Annotated in this window: 21 protein-coding genes and 3 pseudogenes; 7 read left to right on the top strand and 17 right to left on the bottom strand. The window is 65.7% G+C overall.

Features of this window, described 5'->3' with window-relative positions; genetic code table 11:
* Positions 1 to 44 precede the first annotated feature (44 nt).
* Positions 45 to 1,013: a thioredoxin-disulfide reductase gene (gene trxB / locus P0Y64_13150; protein ID WEK42335.1), complete on the bottom strand. Its 969-nt coding sequence runs from the start codon at positions 1,011 to 1,013 to the stop codon at positions 45 to 47.
* 79 nt (positions 1,014 to 1,092) lie between these two features.
* Here trxB and P0Y64_13145 point away from each other — a divergent pair, with 79 nt between their 5' ends.
* Entirely contained in the window at positions 1,093 to 2,472 is a 1,380-nt protein-coding gene (locus P0Y64_13145; protein WEK42334.1) for a leucyl aminopeptidase family protein, read from the top strand.
* Entirely contained in the window at positions 2,469 to 2,777 is a 309-nt protein-coding gene (locus tag P0Y64_13140; protein ID WEK42333.1) for a DUF1905 domain-containing protein, read from the top strand. The genes P0Y64_13145 and P0Y64_13140 overlap by 4 nt, the downstream gene beginning before the upstream one ends.
* Positions 2,778 to 2,785: 8 nt before the next feature.
* On the opposite strand, the gene P0Y64_13135 is transcribed toward P0Y64_13140, so the two are convergent.
* Entirely contained in the window at positions 2,786 to 3,355 is a 570-nt protein-coding gene (locus P0Y64_13135) for a cupin domain-containing protein (GenBank protein WEK42332.1), read from the bottom strand.
* Positions 3,352 to 4,089, bottom strand: a complete 738-nt coding sequence (tpiA, locus tag P0Y64_13130) for a triose-phosphate isomerase (protein ID WEK42331.1) — start codon at positions 4,087 to 4,089, stop codon at positions 3,352 to 3,354. Before tpiA ends, P0Y64_13135 begins: the two co-directional genes overlap by 4 nt.
* Positions 4,090 to 4,208: 119 nt before the next feature.
* Between tpiA and P0Y64_13125 the strand changes: the two genes are divergently transcribed.
* The 3 genes from P0Y64_13125 (at position 4,209) to P0Y64_13115 (ending at position 8,332) form a co-directional block, all read left to right on the top strand.
* On the top strand, positions 4,209 to 6,152 hold the full coding sequence (locus P0Y64_13125) for a SurA N-terminal domain-containing protein (protein WEK42330.1): 1,944 nt from the start codon (positions 4,209 to 4,211) through the stop codon (positions 6,150 to 6,152).
* On the top strand, positions 6,136 to 7,641 hold the full coding sequence (trpE, locus tag P0Y64_13120) for an anthranilate synthase component I (protein WEK42329.1): 1,506 nt from the start codon (positions 6,136 to 6,138) through the stop codon (positions 7,639 to 7,641). Before P0Y64_13125 ends, trpE begins: the two co-directional genes overlap by 17 nt.
* A gap of 82 nt (positions 7,642 to 7,723) precedes the next feature.
* Complete coding sequence (locus tag P0Y64_13115; GenBank protein WEK42328.1) at positions 7,724 to 8,332, top strand: hypothetical protein; 609 nt, start codon at positions 7,724 to 7,726, stop codon at positions 8,330 to 8,332.
* Positions 8,333 to 8,338: 6 nt separating this feature from the next.
* On the opposite strand, the gene P0Y64_13110 is transcribed toward P0Y64_13115, so the two are convergent.
* Genes P0Y64_13110 through P0Y64_13100 form a run of 3 tightly spaced genes read right to left on the bottom strand, consistent with a single transcriptional unit; the run spans position 8,339 to position 11,009 of the window.
* Complete coding sequence (locus tag P0Y64_13110) at positions 8,339 to 9,034, bottom strand: DUF4893 domain-containing protein (GenBank protein ID WEK42327.1); 696 nt, start codon at positions 9,032 to 9,034, stop codon at positions 8,339 to 8,341.
* 47 nt (positions 9,035 to 9,081) lie between these two features.
* Positions 9,082 to 9,867 (bottom strand): 3-hydroxybutyrate dehydrogenase, encoded by a 786-nt coding sequence (locus P0Y64_13105; protein ID WEK42326.1) that lies wholly within the window; start codon positions 9,865 to 9,867, stop codon positions 9,082 to 9,084.
* A gap of 8 nt (positions 9,868 to 9,875) precedes the next feature.
* Positions 9,876 to 11,009 (bottom strand): patatin-like phospholipase family protein, encoded by a 1,134-nt coding sequence (locus tag P0Y64_13100; GenBank protein WEK42325.1) that lies wholly within the window; start codon positions 11,007 to 11,009, stop codon positions 9,876 to 9,878.
* A gap of 110 nt (positions 11,010 to 11,119) precedes the next feature.
* Between P0Y64_13100 and P0Y64_13095 the strand changes: the two genes are divergently transcribed.
* A complete protein-coding gene (locus P0Y64_13095) occupies positions 11,120 to 12,037 on the top strand; it encodes a zinc metallopeptidase (protein WEK42324.1) in 918 nt (305 codons plus the stop codon).
* Positions 12,038 to 12,060: 23 nt separating this feature from the next.
* Here the strand turns inward: P0Y64_13095 and P0Y64_13090 are convergent, their stop codons facing one another.
* Genes P0Y64_13090 through hisI form a run of 5 tightly spaced genes read right to left on the bottom strand, consistent with a single transcriptional unit; the run spans position 12,061 to position 15,778 of the window.
* Positions 12,061 to 12,633, bottom strand: coding sequence for an energy transducer TonB (locus P0Y64_13090; GenBank protein WEK42323.1), 573 nt, complete (start codon positions 12,631 to 12,633; stop codon positions 12,061 to 12,063).
* A gap of 20 nt (positions 12,634 to 12,653) precedes the next feature.
* On the bottom strand, positions 12,654 to 14,453 hold the full coding sequence (locus P0Y64_13085) for an acyl-CoA dehydrogenase C-terminal domain-containing protein (GenBank protein ID WEK42322.1): 1,800 nt from the start codon (positions 14,451 to 14,453) through the stop codon (positions 12,654 to 12,656).
* Between the two features lie 3 nt (positions 14,454 to 14,456).
* Positions 14,457 to 14,876 carry a MerR family DNA-binding transcriptional regulator gene (locus tag P0Y64_13080; protein WEK42321.1) on the bottom strand — a complete coding sequence of 140 codons (420 nt, stop codon included), beginning with the start codon at positions 14,874 to 14,876 and terminating at the stop codon, positions 14,457 to 14,459.
* Positions 14,877 to 14,921: 45 nt separating this feature from the next.
* Positions 14,922 to 15,419 carry a hypothetical protein gene (locus P0Y64_13075; protein WEK42320.1) on the bottom strand — a complete coding sequence of 166 codons (498 nt, stop codon included), beginning with the start codon at positions 15,417 to 15,419 and terminating at the stop codon, positions 14,922 to 14,924.
* Positions 15,416 to 15,778 (bottom strand): phosphoribosyl-AMP cyclohydrolase, encoded by a 363-nt coding sequence (gene hisI, locus P0Y64_13070; GenBank protein ID WEK42319.1) that lies wholly within the window; start codon positions 15,776 to 15,778, stop codon positions 15,416 to 15,418. Before hisI ends, P0Y64_13075 begins: the two co-directional genes overlap by 4 nt.
* A gap of 247 nt (positions 15,779 to 16,025) precedes the next feature.
* On the opposite strand from hisI, the gene P0Y64_13065 reads away from it, so the two are divergent.
* Positions 16,026 to 16,460 (top strand): hypothetical protein, encoded by a 435-nt coding sequence (locus P0Y64_13065; protein ID WEK42318.1) that lies wholly within the window; start codon positions 16,026 to 16,028, stop codon positions 16,458 to 16,460.
* Between the two features lie 66 nt (positions 16,461 to 16,526).
* Here P0Y64_13065 and P0Y64_13060 read toward each other — a convergent pair.
* The 6 genes and pseudogenes from P0Y64_13060 to P0Y64_13035 all read right to left on the bottom strand — a co-directional run bounded on the left by P0Y64_13060 (position 16,527) and on the right by P0Y64_13035 (position 19,604).
* A pseudogene (locus P0Y64_13060) lies at positions 16,527 to 17,082 on the bottom strand (F0F1 ATP synthase subunit B).
* Positions 17,075 to 17,569, bottom strand: coding sequence for an ATPase (locus P0Y64_13055; GenBank protein ID WEK42317.1), 495 nt, complete (start codon positions 17,567 to 17,569; stop codon positions 17,075 to 17,077). Before P0Y64_13055 ends, P0Y64_13060 begins: the two are co-directional and overlap by 8 nt.
* Positions 17,570 to 17,640: 71 nt before the next feature.
* Entirely contained in the window at positions 17,641 to 17,868 is a 228-nt protein-coding gene (locus P0Y64_13050; protein WEK42316.1) for a F0F1 ATP synthase subunit C, read from the bottom strand.
* A 44-nt stretch (positions 17,869 to 17,912) separates the two neighbouring features.
* Positions 17,913 to 18,672 (bottom strand): annotated as a pseudogene (locus tag P0Y64_13045) (F0F1 ATP synthase subunit A).
* Between the two features lie 58 nt (positions 18,673 to 18,730).
* Positions 18,731 to 19,046, bottom strand: a pseudogene (locus P0Y64_13040) (AtpZ/AtpI family protein).
* Between the two features lie 180 nt (positions 19,047 to 19,226).
* Positions 19,227 to 19,604 (bottom strand): YdbL family protein, encoded by a 378-nt coding sequence (locus tag P0Y64_13035; protein ID WEK45048.1) that lies wholly within the window; start codon positions 19,602 to 19,604, stop codon positions 19,227 to 19,229.

The following is a 19,604-nucleotide window of genomic DNA, read 5'->3' as shown; positions in this document are numbered from 1 at the left end:
TGTTTCACGCGAAGGTGTGCGTCACCTTCGCAACTGGTGCAAGCCTACTCCGCGGCCTCGGCCAGCTTCTCGAAATCGGCTTCGGCGAGGAAGCGCTCGGCATCCAGCGCCGCCATGCAGCCGGTGCCGGCGGCGGTGACCGCCTGCCGATAGATCTTGTCCATCACGTCGCCGCACGCGAAGACGCCCGGCACGTTGGTGCGCGTCGAGCCGGTCTGCACCGCGATATAACCGTCGGCATCCAGCTCGACATGACCACGGAACAACTCGGTCGCCGGGTGATGTCCGATCGCGACGAAGCCGCCCTCCACATCGAGCCGCGACTGCTCGCCGGTCACCGTATCGTGCAGGTCGAGCGCGACCAGCCCCGCCGTGCCGCCACCGTCGACGAATTCACGCACTTCCTTGTTCCACATCACCGTGATGTTGGGATGCGCGAACAACCGCTCTTGCAGGATCTTCTCCGCACGCAGCGCATCGCGGCGGTGGATCAGCGTCACATTGTCGGAATGGTTGGTGAGGTAGAGCGCCTCTTCGACAGCGGTGTTGCCGCCGCCGATCACCGCGACCTTCTTGCCGCGATAGAAGAAGCCGTCGCAGGTTGCGCAGGCGCTGACGCCCTTGCCCTTCATCGGCTCCTCGCTGTCGATGCCGAGCCATTTGGCCTGCGCGCCGGTGGCGATCACGAGCACATCGCCTTCGTAAACGTCGCCGCCGTCACCGATCAGACGAAAGGGGCGCTTCGACAGATCGACCTCGACGATCGTATCCCACATCAGCCGCGTGCCGACATGCTCGGCCTGTTTCTGCATCTGTTCCATCAGCCACGGGCCCTGGATCACCTCCGCGAAACCGGGATAGTTTTCCACATCGGTCGTGGTGGTGAGCTGGCCGCCGGGCTGGATGCCCTGAACGACGATCGGCTGCATCCCGGCACGCGCGCCATAGATGGCGGCGGAAAGACCGGCCGGGCCGGAACCGAGAATCAGCATGCGGGTGGAGTGCGTTGTCATGCCGGTGATGTAGAATGTGCATCCGCGGTTGCAAACCGCTCGCGTTGCGCGCGGGCACAAGTCCTGCTTTGGTGACGGCATGACGGACTTTACCCCTATGCTCCAGCCCGATCGCGGCCAGCCGGCACGCACGATCCATGTCGTCCATCCAAGCGCCTTCTCCGACTGGCTCGCCGGTCAGCCGCCACGGGTGCGCAGTGCGATCGCGGCGAACCGGGTGGCCGGCAAAGCGGGCGAGCGCGCGGTGCTTCCCGGAGAGGGCGCGGAGGACTGGTCGTACCTGCTCGTCTGCCCGGAGCCGGAAAGCTCGCCGTGGCGGATCGCCTCGCTCGGCACCTCGTTGCCGGAGGGGACATATCGCCTTGCCTCCGGGGAGCCGGGCGCGGCAATGCTCGGCTGGCTGCTCGGGCAATATCGTTTCGAGCGTTACCGCGCCGATCCGGCCGAGCCGCGCGTATTGCTCTCGGGCGTGCCGGCACGGATCGAAGAGGCGCTGCGCGTCGCTGAGGCTACCGCCGTGGTGCGCGATCTGGTGAATACCGGCGCATCCGATCTTGGCCCCGCCGGGCTGGAGGAGATCGCCGAGGCGCTGGCGAAGAAACATGGCGGCACACTGACCGTCACACGCGGCGATGCGCTGGCCACCGGCTACCCGATGATCCACGCGGTCGGGCAAGCGGCGGCAAAGGAACATGCCCCGCGCCTGATCGAGCTGGAATGGGGCGATCCGGCGCATCCACGCGTCGCGCTGGTCGGCAAGGGCGTGTGCTTCGATTCGGGCGGGCTGGATATCAAGCCGGCGGCGGGCATGCGGCTGATGAAGAAGGATATGGGCGGCGCGGCGCATATGCTGGCGCTGGCCGGCCTCGTGATGAACGCGCGGCTGAAGGTGCGCCTACACCTGCTGATCCCGGCGGTGGAGAATGCGGTGGCCGGCAACGCCTTCCGTCCCGGCGACGTGCTCAAAACGCGCAAGGGGCTGACGGTGGAGAACACCAACACCGATGCGGAAGGGCGGCTGATCCTCGGCGACGCTCTCGCCAAGGCGGTGGAATCGCAGCCGTCGCTGATTATCGACTTCGCCACCCTCACCGGCGCCGCGCGCGTCGCCCTCGGGCCGGATCTGCCACCGCTGTTCGCCAATGACGAGGAGTTGGCGACGGAGCTTCTGGCGGCGGCGGAGCGCGTCAACGACCCCTTGTGGCGGATGCCGCTGTGGGACGGTTATGACGAGATGCTGAAATCCGACATCGCGGACATGGTCAATTCGCCCGACAGCGGGTTTGCCGGCGCCGTCACCGCCGCCCTGTTCCTGCGTCGATTCGTCCCAGCCACGATCGCCTGGGCGCATGTCGACACCTTCGCGTGGCGTCCTGCGGCAAAGGCTGGGCGACCGAAGGGTGGCGATGCGCTCGGCCTGCGAGCGGTGTGGGAGGTGCTGAAGGCGCGCTACGCATGAGCAACGGGCCGCTCCTGGAAATCACTTTTGAGGCGGAGGTGATCCAGTGGCGCGGCCCGGCCCCGTTTTTCTTTGTCACAATCCCCAAACGATATACCTCCGCCATCAAACGGGCCGCGCGCATCGCCAGTTATGGTTGGGGCGTCGTCCCGGTCACCGTGGAAATCGGCGCGGTCGGCTTCACCACATCACTTTTCCCGCGCGATGGCGGCTATCTCGTCCCGCTCAAGAACGCGGTTCGGGAAGAAGCGGCGGTCGTGCTGGGTGATATGGTGCGCATGGCCGTGACGATCGCGGCCCGCTGACGCGCGCTTCAGGATCGTATTCGATCGCTCACGCCGTCGCGCGTGCCGTCGATCAGCACGAACGCCACCCGCGCCATCGCGGTGCTGCGGTTTTCCCAGCCATGCGCGGTGCCGCGCTGGATCAGGATGTCGCCAGCGCGCAGCAACGTCTCGTCGCGGTCCATTACCGCCCAGATCTCGCCCGCCAGCACGATCGCGTAATCCACCGTATCGGTGGTGTGCATCCCCGCGCTGCGCTCGCTGCCCGCATGATGATCGGCATCGGGATAGAGCAACGCGAAGACCTGTGCGGCAAGCGCGGCCTGATCGGCGCGCGATCCCTCCTGCGGCGGAAAATCGATCACGCGTAGCACGGTGCCGCCCGGCGGGGGCAGCACGCCCTTGTGCTCGCCAATCGTATCCACCGCTTCCACCGGCGCGGGCGCCGCGCCGGTGCGCCAGATATTGTCGCTGCGGAACGGCGAGCCGGGCAGTGCGAAGCCTGCCGGGCTCGGCCCGTCGGCAGCGATGTGCGAACGCCCCTCCCCGTCGATCGCGGTGAGGACACGGCGAACCTGCGGGAGAGGCGCGAGGGTCATGCGCCCGCGCCCGCCGCGATGATCGGCGCGAACTTCGCCGCCGTCAGGCTCGCGCCGCCAACCAACGCACCGTCCACGTCGCTGGCATGGAACAATGCCGCGGCATTTTCCGCCGTCACCGAGCCACCATAGAGCAACCGCACGCCCGCGCCGCCTTCCGCCCCGAGCATTTCGACCAGGGTCGCGCGGATCGCGCCGTGCATCGCCTCGACATCCGCGACCGTGGCGGTGCGCCCTGTGCCGATCGCCCAGATCGGTTCATATGCGATCGCCAGCCACTCGCCGGAAGCGCCTTCGGGCAGCGATGCGCGGACCTGCGCCGTCACCACCGCGACAGCGCGGCCGCTCTCGCGCTCGTCAAGCGTTTCGCCGACACACAGGATCGCATCCATTTCATTACGGCGGAGCGCCTCCGCCTTCGCCTTCACATCGGCATCGCTCTCGCACTGGCCCTGCCGCCGCTCCGAATGGCCGACGATCGAGAAGGTGGCGCCCGCCTCCTTCGCCATCAATGCGGAGATGCAGCCGGTATGCGCGCCGCTATCCGCCGAATGGACGTCCTCCGCCCCGATCGGAAAGGAAGCGCGCGCGGCAGCAGGCCCGATCAACGTCGCCGGCAGCGCGATCGCCACGTCGACGCGAGGATCGACGGCGGCGCCGATCCCGTCGAGCTCCGCAAGACTTGCGAGCGATCCGTTCATCTTCCAGTTTCCGGCAACCAGCTTACGACGCATGTTCCTCCCCTCGATGGCGATAATCACAATTGCATAGGGCGATAGCCGCGCTCGGCGCTTGATGCCACCGGAAGGCGACCCTAAAGCCCTCCCCTGCAACTTTACGGGTTTTTACGCGCATGCTCGGCTTCTTTCGGCGGATTACCAATTCCAAGATCGGGCTTGTCATCACCTTTGGTGTCCTTGGCATGATCGCGCTGGCCTTCGCGGCCGGCGACGTCACGGGCTTGCGCTCCGGCCCCGGTGGCATGACGAAGACGACCGTCGCGCGCATCGGCAACACTTCGATCGGCGAGGCGCAGTTGAAGCAGCGCGTTACCGATCAGCTCAACGAAATCCGCCAGCAGAACCCGACGGTGGACATGGCCGCGCTCATCGCCAACGGCGGGGTGGAGAATATTCTCGATCAGCTGATCTCCGGCATCGCGCTCGAAAATTTCGGCAAGAATCAGGGCATGGCGGTCAGCCGTGCGCTGGTCGGCAGCGAGTTGCAGAGCATTCCGGCGCTGATGGGGCCAACCGGCAAGTTCGATCAGGCGACCTATGAGCGCATCCTTCAGCAGCGCCGCCTGACCGACACACAGGTGCAGGGCGAGATCGCGCAACAGACGATGGCCCGCTTCCTGGTAGGTCCGACCGTCGGCGCGACCCAGCTGCCCGAATCCGTGGCACTGCCCTATGCCTCGCTGTTGCTCGAACGCCGCGTCGGCGAGGTGGCGATCCTTCCCGCCGCCGCGATGACCGGCGGCCCGGCGCCGACCGATGCGGAAGTGCAGGATTTCTACAAGCGCAACGTCGCACGCTATACCGTGCCGGAGCGCCGCGTGATCCGCTATGCGACCGTCACGTCCGAGATGCTCAAGGCACAGGCCCAGCCCAGCGAAGCGGAAATCGCGCAAGCCTTTAACGCCGATCGCGCCAAATATGCGGCGAAGGAACGCCGCACGCTCACGCAGGTCGTCGTGCTCGATCAAAAGGGTGCAGACGCGCTCGCCGCCAAGGCCAAGGCCGGCTCGATCGCCGATGCGGCGCGCGCCGCCGGGCTGGAGCCGCGCACGATCAACGCGGTGGAGAAGACCGCTTACGCCGGCCAGACCTCCGCCGCCGCCGCCGATGCCGTGTTCGGCGCGGCCAAGGGCGCGGTGATCGGCCCGATCAAGGGCGGCATCGGCTTTATCGTCGCCAAGGTCGATGCGATCGAACAGGTGCCCGCCAAAACGCTGGCGCAGGTGCATGATGAGATCGCCAAGGCACTCGCGGCGCAGAAGACCGTGGATGCGATGAGCAAGATCCACGACAAGCTGGACGACGCGATCGCCGACAACGCCAATTTCAGCGAACTCGCCAACGACAACAAGCTCACCATGCAGGCAACGCCCGCGCTCACCGCCGCCGGCATCAATCCGGACGACGCAGCGTCGAAGCCCGATCCGGCGCTGGCCGAAATCGTCAAGGCCGGCTTTGCGGCGGAGGAAGGCGATTCGCCGACGATGGTGCAGCTTGCGCCGGACGGCAGCTTCGCGCTGGTCTCGCTCGATCGCATCGTCCACGCGGCACCCCGCCCGCTCGACAAGGTGCGTGACGCGGTGGCGAAGGATTTCGCGGCCGATCGCGCACGCAAGGCGGCGCGTCAGGCCGCATCCGCGATCCTCGCCAAGGTACAGAAGGGCACGCCGCTGGCGCAGGCCGTGGCGCAATCCGGCGCGAAGGGCGCCAGCACTCAGCCGATCGGCGCGGTGCGTGGCCAGCTCAACGATCCGCGCGGCGCCAATCCCGCGCTCGCGCTGCTGTTCAGCCTGCCCGGCGGCGGCGCGCGGTTGCTGGAAGCACCGAACAATGCGGGCTGGATGGTCGTGAAGCTCGACACGATCGTCGCCGGAGACGCCGCCAAGACACCACAGCTCGTCTCCTCCACGCGTCGCGAGCTGGGCAGCATGGTCGGCCGAGAATATGCCGAGCAATTCACCAATGCGGTGAAGGCGGAGCTGAAGGTATCGCGCAATCAGGCCGAAATCGGTCGCGTGAAGGCCGATCTCTCGGGCAAGGATGCCTCCAATCAATAACGCTGCCGAAAGCACGCTAGCGGCCGGGCGCCCCGCGCTCGTATGGCGCCGGCGCGTCGCCGATACCGAGACGCCCGTTGCCGTCGCGCTCAAGCTGATCGAGCCGGGGCGTGGCGATTTCCTGCTCGAATCGGTCGAGGGTGGATCGGTGCGCGGGCGGCACAGCCTGATCGGCCTCGCCCCCGATCTGGTCTTCCGCGCTCAGGGCAATAACGCAGCGATCAACCCGCGCTGGCTGACCGATCGCGAAGCCTTCGCCCCCTGCCCCGAACCGACGCTGGAGGCGCTGCGCCGGCTGGTCGCGGCGTGTCGCGCCGAAGTGCCGGAAGGACTGCCGCGCGCGCTGGCCTGCCTCGTCGGCTATTTTGGCTATGAAACCATGGCGCTGGCGGAAAATCTGCCGGTGCCGGAAGCGGACCCGCTCGGCCTGCCCGACATGATGTTCGTGCGGCCAACGGTGATCCTCGTGTTCGACCGGCTGGCCGACGCGCTGTTCCTCGTCGCGCCCGTATGGCCGGACGAGAGCCGCGACGCCTCGACAATCGTCGCCGAGGCCGAGGAGCGGCTCGACGCGGTGGAAGCGCGGCTGGCATCAGCCACGCTGCCGCCGCGCGCGACCGGCGAGCCGATGGAAGTCGCGCTCAATCCCGTGCTCGCACCCGGTCGCTATGGCGAAATGGTCGCGCGGGCGAAGGAATATATCGCGGCCGGCGATATCTTTCAGGTGGTGCTGGCGCAGCGCTTCACCACGCCCTTCGCGCTGCCGCCGTTCGAGCTTTACCGCGCGTTGCGGCGCATCAACCCCTCTCCGTTCCTTTATCACCTCGATCTGCCGGGCTTTGCGCTGATCGGTTCGAGCCCGGAAATTCTGGTCCGCGCACGCGATGGCGAGGTGACGATCCGTCCGATCGCCGGCACCCGCCCGCGCGGCCGCACCGCCAGCGAGGACGAAGCGAACCGCGCCAGCCTGCTCGCCGATCCCAAGGAACGCGCCGAGCATCTGATGCTGCTCGATCTCGGCCGCAACGACGTGGGCCGCGTGGCCGCAGCCGGCACCGTGACGGTGACCGACAGCTACATGGTCGAATTCTACAGCCACGTGATGCACATCGTCTCGAACGTCGTCGGCCGGCTCGATCCGTCGCACGACGCGATCGACGCGATCCTCGCGGGCTTCCCGGCCGGCACGGTGAGCGGCGCGCCAAAGGTGCGCGCATGCCAGATCATCGCCGAGCTGGAGCAGGAAAAGCGCGGCGCCTATGCCGGGGGCGTGGGTTATTTCTCGCCCGATGGCTCGATGGATTCGTGCATCGTGCTGCGCACCGCCGTGGTGAAGGACGGCACGATCCACATGCAGGCCGGCGCGGGCATCGTCGCGGATTCCGATCCGGTCTATGAGCAGCGCGAGTGTGAGGCGAAGGCCAGCGCGCTGGTCGCCGCCGCGCGTGAGGCGATCGCTCAGGCGAGTGCGGCCAGCTTCGGGCAATAACTTCTTTCGATCACGCAACGAGCCGCAGTTTTCCTCGATTTCGCGGTTGACCATGCCGCGGACGCTGGCAGAATCGCGGCCCATGAAGCGCCTGCTCCTTACCCTCGCCGCCCTGTTGCTCTCGCTCGGCGCGCTGCCCGCGCATGCCGGGGTCGTCATCACCTTCTGGAGCCACGAACTGGGCAACCATTTCCCGCACGCCTTCTTCACGCTGCGCGGCGTGCCGGATGCAGGGGGTGCGCCGGTCGACCTCAATTACGGCTTCACGCCTAAATCGATTTCACCGGCGATATTGTTCGGCGCGGTCAAAGGCCGGATCGATATCGCCAAGCTGAGCTATATCGAGGGCAGCGACGCGCAATTCTCGCTGGAGCTGAACGATGCGCAATATGCGTCGATCCTGCGCCTCGTCGATGAGTGGGACGAGAAGAAGGGCGACGGCACCTATCTGATGAACACGCGCAATTGCGTCCATTTCACGCAGGAAGCCGCGCGGCGCGCCGGCCTCTCGGGGCTGGAGCAACCCGATCTGATGAAGAAGCCGCGCTCATTCCTGAAGGCCGTCGCCGCCGCGAACGCCCGGCGCGTGGCGGTGATCGATCGCCACGGCAAGGAGCATCTCCGCTCGCTCGCACCGCTGGGCGCGCCGGCGCCAGTCCTAACGGCCAACGCGCCAGCGGCCGCCCGCTAGCGCGGATCAGCGCGCCGAAACGATCTCCATCAGTTCGACCGTCGCGTCGAAATGCGGATTGGGGGCGATCAACCGCCAACGCCGATCCCCGATGCGATCGAGATAGGCGATCATGTCGCGCCGGGAATCCAGACCATATTCCAGCGGCCTGCGCTCGTCCCCCAGCTCGAGCGTACCGAGAAAAATGCCGCGTCCCGGCGGACCGACGAAGAACCGGCCGATCGGTCGCTGCACGCCGTCATTCACCTCGAACCAGGTCTCGTCTCCATCCTTTCCGACGGTGCAGCTTGCCGCCGGCAATATGACGAAACCCTGATTCTCTTGCCGCTTCGCACCAAGCTTGATGATCCGGCAACGATAGTCGCCTGGTGGGGGGATCGGATGATCGAGCGCGCGATCGGGATCGAACAACGCATCGTCCCCCGCGATCGTAGCGGCACCGCCAGCGGCCTTGGCCTTCGCCAGCGCATCCACCCATAATGTGCGCCAGTTGCGCAGCCGCTCACGATCGTTCTGGGTGGCGGCGTGACGCCACGCCGCCTCCACGCCCGCGCAAGATGACGAGCTTGAACGTTCCGGCACCTTCCGATCCGGCACCACCTTTTCAGCGGTTGCCGCATCCTGCTGGCCGCCAGCGGGCGCGTCGACAGCGCCCGCCTGGCAAGCCGCTACCGTGGCGGCGAGCGCGATCAGCAATCCCATCGATGCCCTTCCCCGGCCAGTGTGTGCGACGCGACGCTAGCCATCGTTCAGGCCGCGGTCCATCCGCCATCCATCGACAGGTTGGCACCGGTGATCTGCGCCGCCTCATCACGACACAGGAACAGCACGAAGGCGCCGACCTGCTCGGGCGTGACGAATTGCTTGGTCGGCTGGGCGGCCAGCAGCACGTCGTTCATCACCTGCTCGCGCGTCAGCCCGCGCGCCTTCATCGTATCGGGGATCTGATTTTCGACCAGCGGCGTCCAGACATATCCCGGCGAAATACAATTGACGGTGATCCCGTCAGTCGCCGTTTCCAGCGCAACCGTCTGGGTCAGGCCGTCGATGCCATGCTTCGCGGCGACATAGGCGGATTTATTGGGGCTCGCGACCTTGCTGTGCGCCGAGGCGGTGGAGATGATCCGCCCCCATTTTTTCCCGCGCATCAGCGGCACCGCCGCGCGCATCATGTGGAAGGCACTGGTCAGGTTGATCGCGATGATCGCATTCCATTTGTCGATCGGGAACTGATCGACCGGCGCGACATGCTGGATGCCCGCGTTGTTGACGATAATGTCCGGGCCGCCCAGCTCGTCATGCGCACGCTTGATCATCGCCTCGATCTGCTCGGGCTTGGTCATGTCTGCCGCGTCATAGAGCGCCTGCGCGCCGCTCAGCGTAGCGAGCCCGGCGCGCTCCTTCTCGATCGCGTCCGCATCGCCGAAGCCGTTGATCATTACCGCGGCACCTTCCGCCGCCAGCGCCTTCGCGATGGCGAGTCCGATGCCGGAGGTCGATCCGGTGACGACCGCGCTCTTGCCCTTTAGAAACATATTTACTCCTATCTCGCCAGATCGAAGGCCGCAGTACGGCCAGTCAGGATGTTTTCGGCTACGAGTTCGGCATTGGCCATCGTCGCCTCCACCGCCTCATGCCCCGCCGCCCAATGTTCGCGCATCGTGCGGGTTGAGAACTCAAAATCGCGCGCGCCGCCTTCCCACGCATTCGCGCGGTAGATCAGATGAACGAGGCTGACCGGCTGCTCCGCCGCCATAGCCGCCAGCATCTCAACCTCCCGATCGGCGCGCAGTTCCGGCGGCAGCTTGGCGAGGACGCGGCGGACCAGCTCCCGCTCCTTGCGCAGCTTCATCAACTGGTCGGTCACCTGCCGGGTGCGGCTGGAAAAGACGATTTCCTTGGCGCGCGCCTGCACGTCCATGATCGTGCGCGGCCGCTCATCCGAGGCCGAAAACAGATCGACCTGAAAGACGATCATTTCCTCGCGCTGGTTATCCAGCACATGCTGGAGCGGCGTATTGGAAACGAGGCCGCCGTCCCAATACCAACGCCCGTCGATCTCCACCGGTGGTAACCCCGGCGGCAGCGCGCCGGACGCCATCACATGGCGTGCGTCAATCCGCTCCTCACGCGTATCGAAATAGCGGAAATTCCCGCTTTCCACATCGACCGCGCCAACCGACAGCCGCACCGGCCCGTCGTTCAACAAATCCCAGTCGACCAGTTCGTCGAGTGTTTTCCCGAGCGGCGCCGAATCGTAAAAGCTCAGCGCCTCGGGCGTCCCCGGCACAGCCATGAACGGCGGCATGAAACGGGGGCCGAAAAAGCCCGGCACGCCCGCCATTGCGACGAATCCGGCGGACCATTCATGCACGAATTCGCGCACCATATCGTCGGGCAGGATCGGGAAACTGGGCAGCCAGCTCGTCGCCTGATCCCAGAATTGGCGCAGGCGCTCGACTCGCCGCTCGGGCGGATTGCCTGCGACGATCGCTGCGTTGACCGCGCCGATCGAGATTCCGGCAACCCAATCCGGCTCTATCTGCGCGGCGGACAGCGCCTCGATCACGCCCGCCTGATAGCTGCCGAGCGCGCCACCGCCCTGCAACACCAGCGCCACGGTATCGGGCAGCGGCAATGCCCGCGCGCGGCGCCGGCGAGGTTCGACATCGGCCATGGCACGTTCCTGCACGGGCCGGCCGCCACGATCAAGCGCGGCACTTGCAACCGGCCGTCCGCTTCGCGCATTCATGGCGATGAAAAGGTAGCGGCACAGGGGATAGCGCGATGCGGCTCGACGATTTCGATCCGAATATCAATGTCGAGGATCAACGCGGCCAGAGCTTCGGCGGCGGCGCCGGCGGTGGTGGCGGGTTCATCCTCGGCCTCCTGCCGCTGATCGGCAGCCGGTTCGGCTGCGGCGGGATTATCGTCGCGCTGCTGTTGCTCGCGGTATTCGGCGGGCTCGGCAACCTTGGAGGCATGCTCGGCAGCGGTGGCGGTGGCGGCGTGCCGCAGGTGCAGACCGCGCCGCGCACCTCTGGTGCGGGCGGCGCGGCCGGCGCCTGCTCGGTCGATCAATCCAGCCGCGCGGCCTGCAATGCGTTCAGCTCCGCCGACAAAACCTGGGCGGCGCTGTTCGCGCAATCGAACGAGCGCTTCGCCCAGCCGAAGCTCGTCTTCTATTCCGGGCAGGGCCAATCGGGCTGCGGCGCCGCGCAATCTGCGATGGGGCCGTTCTATTGCCCGACCGATCAGGGCATCTACCTCGACACCAGCTTCTTTCAGGAACTGCAGGATCGCTTCCACGCGGCGGGCGATTTCGCGCAGGATTATGTGATCGCACACGAATTCGGCCATCATATCCAAACGTTGCTCGGCACCTCCGAACAGGTCCGCAACCAGCAATCGCGGATGAGCGACGTGCAGGCGAACCGCCTCTCGGTAAAGCTGGAGCTTCAGGCCGATTGCTACGCCGGCGTGTGGGCCGCGCAGAACCGCGACCGGCTCGATCCCGGCGACGTGCAGGAAGGCATGACCGCCGCGCAGGCAATCGGCGACGACACGCTACAGAAGGAAGCACAGGGCCGCGTGATGCCCGACAGCTTCACCCATGGCACCTCGGCGCAGCGCCAGGCATGGCTAAAGCGCGGGCTGGATAGCGGCGATCCAGCGCAATGCGATACGTTTTCGGGCGCGATCTGAAGGGGACAGTCCCACCGCCCTGCTTATTGGCCTGGAAGTTTCCAGTTCATGCGTAAGGTGTCGGTAGCGACGGTCGGGCTGCCGTCCTTATCCCGCGCTGGTGAGCAGCGCATGCCGCTGGTCACAATGGCGCATGTCCCATCGTCGAGGGCATCGAAGCCGCTCGTCAGAGTGGCGCGGCAGTTCTCGACATAACCATCAGGCATCACGTCCCAGACCACCTCGGTTACGCCTTGTTGATTGTTACGACGGGCAGATGCCGGGTAATTGGCATCCGAAAAAACATCGACAATCCGCCTGAATGGGATCGGTTTGGGATTTTCGACTCTTGGCAGCGCCGCGATACGCAACGCCGCCTGCCGGCGCTCATACAAATATTTATTCGCATCGGTCACACATGCACTTGCCGGATTGCGCGCAATGAACGCCTCGATCTGGTCGATGCTATTCTTATCCAATCCGCGATCAAATGCAGCGTAAGCGCTCTGATCCGCCGCCGACAGGCGTTCGTCCGTGCAGAGCTTTGAACCTACCGTCGCCGGGAGCGCTGGCGCTTGAAGGGAAACTAGCGCAGCAAGAATCGCCTCCCCAGACATCCAGCCCTCCCAACCGAACCTCACGCCGCGCGGAACATCTCCGGCGGGAGCGCCATCACCGCGTCCGCGCCGCCCTCGATCTGGCGACGCAGCGAGCCGGCCTCGGGCAGCATCCGCTCGGCAAAGAAGCGCGCGGTGACGAGCTTTGCATCGAGGAAGGCCGCATCGCCCTCACCCGCCGCCTTCAGCTCGACAGCGGCGGTCGCCATGCGCAGCCACATCAGGCCGACCGCGACCAGCCCGGTGAGGTGCATATAGGGCACCGCGCCCGCGCCGATGTTGTTCGGATTGGCGATGTTGCCCATGAACCACATCGTCGCGGCCTGCATCTCGCCTAGCGCCTTTTCCAGCCGGGTCGCGATATCGGCGGTCGCCGCATTGCCTTTCGCGGCAGCGCATTCGCCCGCGACCAGCGCAAAGAACGCCTGCACCGCGCGGCCGCCGTTCATCGCCAGCTTGCGCCCGACGAGATCCATCGCCTGCACACCGTTGGTGCCTTCGTAAATCATCGCGATCCGCGCATCGCGGACATATTGCTCCATCCCCCATTCCTGGATGTAACCGTGGCCGCCATAAACCTGCTGCGCGTTGGTGGCGATGTCATAGCCCTTGTCGGTACCGACGCCCTTGATCACCGGGGTGAGCAGACCGATCAGATCGGCGGCGGACTGGCGCTCATCCTCGGTCGCGGCGCTGTGCTCCAGATCGACCTGCAATCCGCCCCACAGGCACAGCGCGCGCAGCCCCTCGGTCCACGCCTTGCCGTGCATCAGCATCCGGCGCACGTCCGGGTGAACGAACAGCGGATCGGCCTTTTCCTGCGGCTCGGCGGGGCCGGTCAGCGCGCGGCCCTGCCGGCGATCGGCGGCATATTGCACCGCGTTCTGATAAGCCGTCTCGCCCACCGCCAGCCCTTGCAGGCCGACGCCGAGCCGTGCCGCGTTCATCATGATGAACATCGCGGCGAGACCTTTCATCTCTTCGCCGACCAGCCAGCCCTTCGCGCCGTCATAGTTCATCACGCAGGTGGCGTTGGCATGAATGCCCATCTTGTGCTCGATCGAGCCGCACGACACCGCGTTGCGCTCCCCCAGCGATCCGTCTGCGTTGACGAGGAACTTGGGAACCACGAACAGCGAGATGCCCTTCGAACTGTCCGGCGCGCCCGGCGTCTTGGCGAGGACGAGGTGGATGATGTTGTCGGTCAGGTCATGCTCGCCAGCGGAGATGAAGATCTTCGTGCCGGTGATGTTGTATGAACCATCCGCCTGTGGCTCGGCCTTGGTCTTGATCAGGCCGAGATCGGTGCCGCATTGCGGCTCCGTCAGGTTCATCGTGCCGCCCCATTCGCCCGAAACCATCTTGGGGAGATAGGTCTGCTGCTGCTCCGGCGAGCCCTTCACCTGCAGCGCGGCGATCGCCCCATGCGCCAGCCCCGGATACATGGCGAAGGCCATGTTCGATGAAACCATATATTCCTGAAATGCTGTGGAAATGACGTGCGGCATCTCTTGCCCGCCGAATGCTGCCGGCGCGGAAAGCGTGCCCCAGCCGGATTCGACGAACTTGGCATAGGCTTCCTTAAAGCCCTTGGGCGTCGTCACCGATCCATCTGGGTGGCGGGTGCAGCCCTCCAGATCGCCTGACTGGTTGATCGGGAACAGCACCTCAGCGACGAAGCGCCCCCCCTCCTCAAGCACGGCATCGACCATATCCGGCGTCGCGGCGGCGAAACCGGGCAGATTGGAATAAGCGTTCAGCTTGACCACGTGATCAAGCACGAAACGAGTGTCGCGCACGGGGGGCGTATATTGCGGCATGGTTCAGGCTTCCTTGGTTGCGCCGGTTTCGAGCAGGACGACGAACTCGCCCAATTCCTCGATCGCGGCGTCGATGTCTTTCTTCTGCGCGTCGAGCGCGGCGATGCGCGCGCGGCATCGCGCGATGGTGACGGCGCGCTGCGTGTTTCGGCCGTCGCCGATATCATAAAGGTCGATCATCTCGCGTATCTCGGCGAGGCTGAACCCCACGCGTTTGCCGCGCAATATCCACGCCAGCCGCGCACGATCGCGCTGCGTATAGATGCGGGCGGTGCCCCGCCGTTCGGGCGCGATCAGGCCCTCGTCCTCGTAGAAGCGCAATGCGCGCGCGGTGACGCCGAACTCGGCAGCCAGATCGGTGATCGTGAAGCTGGTGCGATCGGGGTGCGACGGTATCGGTGCGTAGGCGGCAACGCTCGACATGGCGCGAAAATATCGTTGCTTTACGTAAACGTCAACCGAGTGATCTTATCCACACAGAGGCTTCCCGTCGGGCCCGCGCAGGGTGGCGGCCTCGGATTTCGCCTCACTCAATCGCGCCGCGACGAGCGCGCTCAGCGAGGCGCGGCCGGTGCACAGGCTGTCGCAGCCTTCGGGCAACACAGGTGGAAAGACCAGCCGGCCGCCATCGAACCGCGCGTCGAACCGACAGCCGCCGCCAAAGGCGATCGCGAGCTTGCCCAGGCCACGGGCCGTGCCCCGCGCCACGCAGCCATGGCCCTCGCCATAATCCACGCTCGCGCCGATCCGGTATCCGCCCCGCGCGCGCAAAATGCAGATCCGATCGCTCGCGGAGCTATAGGCGCCGACGGGATCGAGCCGCGTCGGATCGGCGACCACTCCCGCCGTTATCGCGGCACGCTCCAGTTGCGCGCCCGCACCGCTCGATTGCGCGGCACGCTCATGCGACGCCCGGCCACACCCTGCCAGCGCCGCGATAAGGAAAACAACCGCGGCTCGCGTCAATCGACACGCTCCAGCGCACCATCGACGACGCGGCGATAGAAGCAACTCGTCGCACCGGTGTGGCATGCGGGGCCGGCCGGATCGACCACCAGCCACACGGCATCCTGATCGCAATCGACCCTGATTTCCGCCACGCGCAACACGTTGCCGGAGGTTTCCCCCTTCTTCCACAGCCGCCCGCGACTGCGCGACCAGAAAGTCGCCTCGCCGCTCGCCACCGTCGCCGCAAGCGCCTCGGCGTTCATATGCGCGACCATCAATACCGCGCCGCCGGCACGATCGGTGACGACTGCCGTGACAAGGCCGTTCGCATCATATTTGGGATCGAGGGCAAGCCCTGATTCGCGCGGATCACTCATGCCGCCGGGTCTAGCGCGGCGCCTCGCCGCCGGACAGAGGCGAGGCGCTTGATGGCGATCGCGCGGCCTGATAACTTTGCCGCATGAGCAAGCGCCTGCAACAAGCCAGCAAATCTCCGGCGGCGCAGGCGCGCGTGCTCGTTTCGGGAAGTTGCTGACCACCAGCCATCCCGTATTGAGGATGCCCACCACCCCGCCCGATCGGCGGGGTTTTTCATGTCGATCGGGTCTGAACGGATGACCTGCCATGACCATCGAGCATGACGATACGACGATTGAGCGCATCGCGCTCGGCCTGATCGACCGCAGCCTTCCCAAACCGGAATGGACCCATGCCGCGCATTTCGCCGCTGCGCTGTGGTTGCTTCGGCATCGCCCAGCCCTCACCGCGCCCGGGGCGATCCGCGAGGTGATCAGCGGCTATAACGCTGCGACCGGAACGCCGAACACCGATGAAGGCGGCTACCACCATACGATCACACTCGCCTCGATGCGCGCGGCGTCGGCGTGGCTGCACACCCATCCCGCGACAATTTCACTCAGCGAAATCCTCGCGCACCTGCTCGCCTCCCCGTTCGGCAAGCCCGATTGGCTTCTGGCATATTGGAGCCGCAGTCTGCTGTTCACCCCAGAGGCACGGCACGGCTGGATCGAACCGGATCTGGCATCGCTGCCTTTTTGAACGCCCCAAACGAAAAGAGGCGACCCGCAGGCCGCCTCTTTCGTGTCAGTCGCTATGCTTGCCTGCTCAGTGCGGACGACCGAGCCCGGCGATCGTGCGATCGACCATCACCTTATCGGCATCGGCGCCATGCCGTTCGCGCGATCAGCGCGGCCGCAGCCTTCGCTGCCGCGTCGGCGGTCTTGGCGCGAACCTCGGCGATCGCGGCGCGCTCTGCGGCGGCGATCTTGTCCTCCGCCATCTTCGCACGACGCTGGACCAGTTCGGCTGCATCCGTCCGGGCCTGCGCGACGATCGCTTCGGCTTCGTGTTCGGCCTGCGTCGCCATTTCGGTGGCGTTCTTTTCGGCGTCGGCGATCTTGCGCGCATATTCGTCGCGCAGTGCTTCGGCCTCGGCGCGCAGCTTCTTCGCTTCGTCGAGCTGCGAGCGGATGTCCGCGATCTGGCGATCGAGCATCCTGGTGATCGCGCGCACGCCGCCCTTCCAGATCACAATCGCGATGAACACTGCCATCGCGATCGAGACCCAGACGGTGCCGTTCAGTACACCGAACAATGCCGGATCGGCAGCGTGATGAGCGCCCTCAACGGCTGCTTCGGAGAGAAGGACCAGATCAACCATTAGCCATCGCCGTCTTCACGGCCCCCTTCGCCTCATCGACCGTCACGGTCGCGCCGGAGACGCGAGCGACGATTTCCTGCGCGGCCTCGGCGGCCACGGCCTCGATCTCGCCCAGCGCGCGGGTAGCGGCCGCACGGACCTCCGCCTCGCCAGCCGCGACCTTTGCCGCCTGCTCGTCATTGGCAGCGTGGAGCGTGGCTTCGGTTGCCTTGGCGGCCCGGCCCCGTGCTTCGGCGACGAGCGCCTGCGCCTTTTCACGATTGGCGTGATCGCGCTGACGCCACGCCTCTTCGGCCGTGTCGGCCGCATCACGCGCACGACTGGCGGCCGCGAGATCGTCGGCAACCGACTTGTCGCGTGAATCGATCGTCTTCTGCACCTTCGGCAGCATGCCGCGGCCGACGACGAAGAAGATGATGCCGAACGTCAGCAGCAGCCAGAAGATCTGGGACGCATAGGTTTCGGCGAGCTGGGATATCTGTGGCATGTTCGTCCTGCCTCGGCGGGCCGGCGCGCTTTAACCGCGCACCGGGCCACCCAAGGGAAACCTGAGGTTCGTTACGCGACGAAGATCAGGATCATCGCGACGACGAACGACAGCAGACCGAGAAGTTCGGCGGCCGCGAAGCCGATGAACAGGCGGCCCTGCTGACCATCAGCCGCACCCGGATTGCGCAGCGCGCCTTCAAGGAACGAACCGAAGACGTTGCCGACGCCGATGGCGGCCATGCCGGCGCCGATCGCGGCGAGACCAGCACCGATGAGCTTTGCTGCTGCGGGATCCATGATTAAACTCCAGTTTTTAAAAGGTTGAAACTATTACGAAAAACTCAGTGCAAATTGACCGCGTCGTTGATGTAGAGCGAGGTCAGCAGTGCAAAGACATAAGCCTGGATACCGGCCACCAGCAGCTCAAGCGCGGAGATGCCGATCATCAGGACGAAAGACGGGACGCCGACGAAAATCCCCGGCATCAGCCCGGCGGTGCCGGAATTGATGATGAAGCCCGCCAGCACCTTCAGCAGCACGTGGCCCGCCGTCATCGCGACGAACAGTCGCAGGCCGAGGCTGAACGGGCGCACCATGAACGAGACAAACTCGATCAGCGGGATGAGCGGCAGCAGCCAGATCGGCGTGCCGTGCGGCACGAACAGGCTGAAGAAGTGAAAGCCGTGACGCCAGAAGCCAACGATCAGCACGATCGAGAAGCTCATGATCGCCAGCACGCCGGTGATCGTGAAATGGCTGGTGAAGGTGAACGGATGGATGCCGAACACGCCCAGCGGCAGCAGCCCCAGCACGTTCGCGAACAGGATGAACATGAACAGCGAGAAGACGTAGGGAACGTAACGCTTCCCTTCCGGCCCGACGTTCGCCGACGAGCATATTGTCGATGAAGCGCACGAAACCTTCGACCATCACCTGGCCACGACCAGGGATCAGCGCGCCGCGCGTGCCCATCGACATGAACGCGATCAGCGCGACCACGGCGAGGCACATCCATGCCGCCGAATTGGTGAAGGCCACATTGTAGCCTGCGATCGACCAGTTCTGGGTTCCGAACAACGGCTCCACCAGGAACTGATGCATCGGGTCGATCTTGCCGCCGGCTGCCACTTCGCTCAATCCTTGAACAAAGCGCCCGAAGTCACTTCGGGCGCTGGGAAATCCGAATGATGTTCCTGAAAGCGACGATCGTCCCAAGGGCGAGCATCACCAACAGGGCCCAGGGAGTAGTGCCGGCGAACCGATCGATCACCCAACCGATCAAGGCGCCGCCCGCCATTCCCCCTACAAGCTCAGCGAGCACGCGATTGCCGAGGCGGGTAACCCGCATCGTCCGCCGTCTTGCCCGCGCCCGTCCGAAGCGCCTCGTCGTTCCGCGCCGCCTTCAGCCGCTCATCGAGCGATTTCAGGCGGGCATCTTCGCCGAGATTTTCCGGTCCGGGCTCGTTCTCAGCCATTCGCGCTCCCCGTATGACGGGCAGGCGCTGTCAGGCCGAAAGGGCGAGCCCGCCAAGGCCGGGTCCGGTTAGCCGGGGGGTCCGGGGGTGTCAACACTTCGTCACCCTTCGGTAACGGTCCACCCTAGATACGCGGGGTAACCTCGGGGCGTCACGCTAACGCGCAACCCGCGCGCCGCGTCAGATGCAGCGCGAATCGCGTTCCGGCGCGCCGGCACCGCGCGTTTCCCATGCGCCGCCCGCAGTCTTGTACTTCTCGCCCGCAGCAGTCTGCAGAATCAGGTTGCAGCCGGAGGTGAAGGCCATTTGCTCCACCGTCGCGCCTGATGCCTGCGCTTTCTGGGTATAGGCCGCCTTGCGCTGGATATTGATCGAATTGACCAGCGCGCGAAGTTCCGGCGTCCCGGCGCCGACAACGCCCAGATAGCCATCCGGCTGCTCGCCCACCTTCCCCTCCGCGCGGGCCGCGGCATAAGCCGGATCGCGCTGCGCGAAGGCGGTTGCGGAAAGGCCGGTGAGAGCCACCGCGCCGGCAACCATCAGCAAAGCCTTTTTCAT

Source organism: Candidatus Sphingomonas colombiensis (assembly GCA_029202845.1).
In the GTDB taxonomy this organism is placed as follows: Bacteria; Pseudomonadota; Alphaproteobacteria; order Sphingomonadales; family Sphingomonadaceae; genus Sphingomonas; species Sphingomonas colombiensis.
This window is presented reverse-complemented; position numbering and strand designations above follow the sequence as displayed.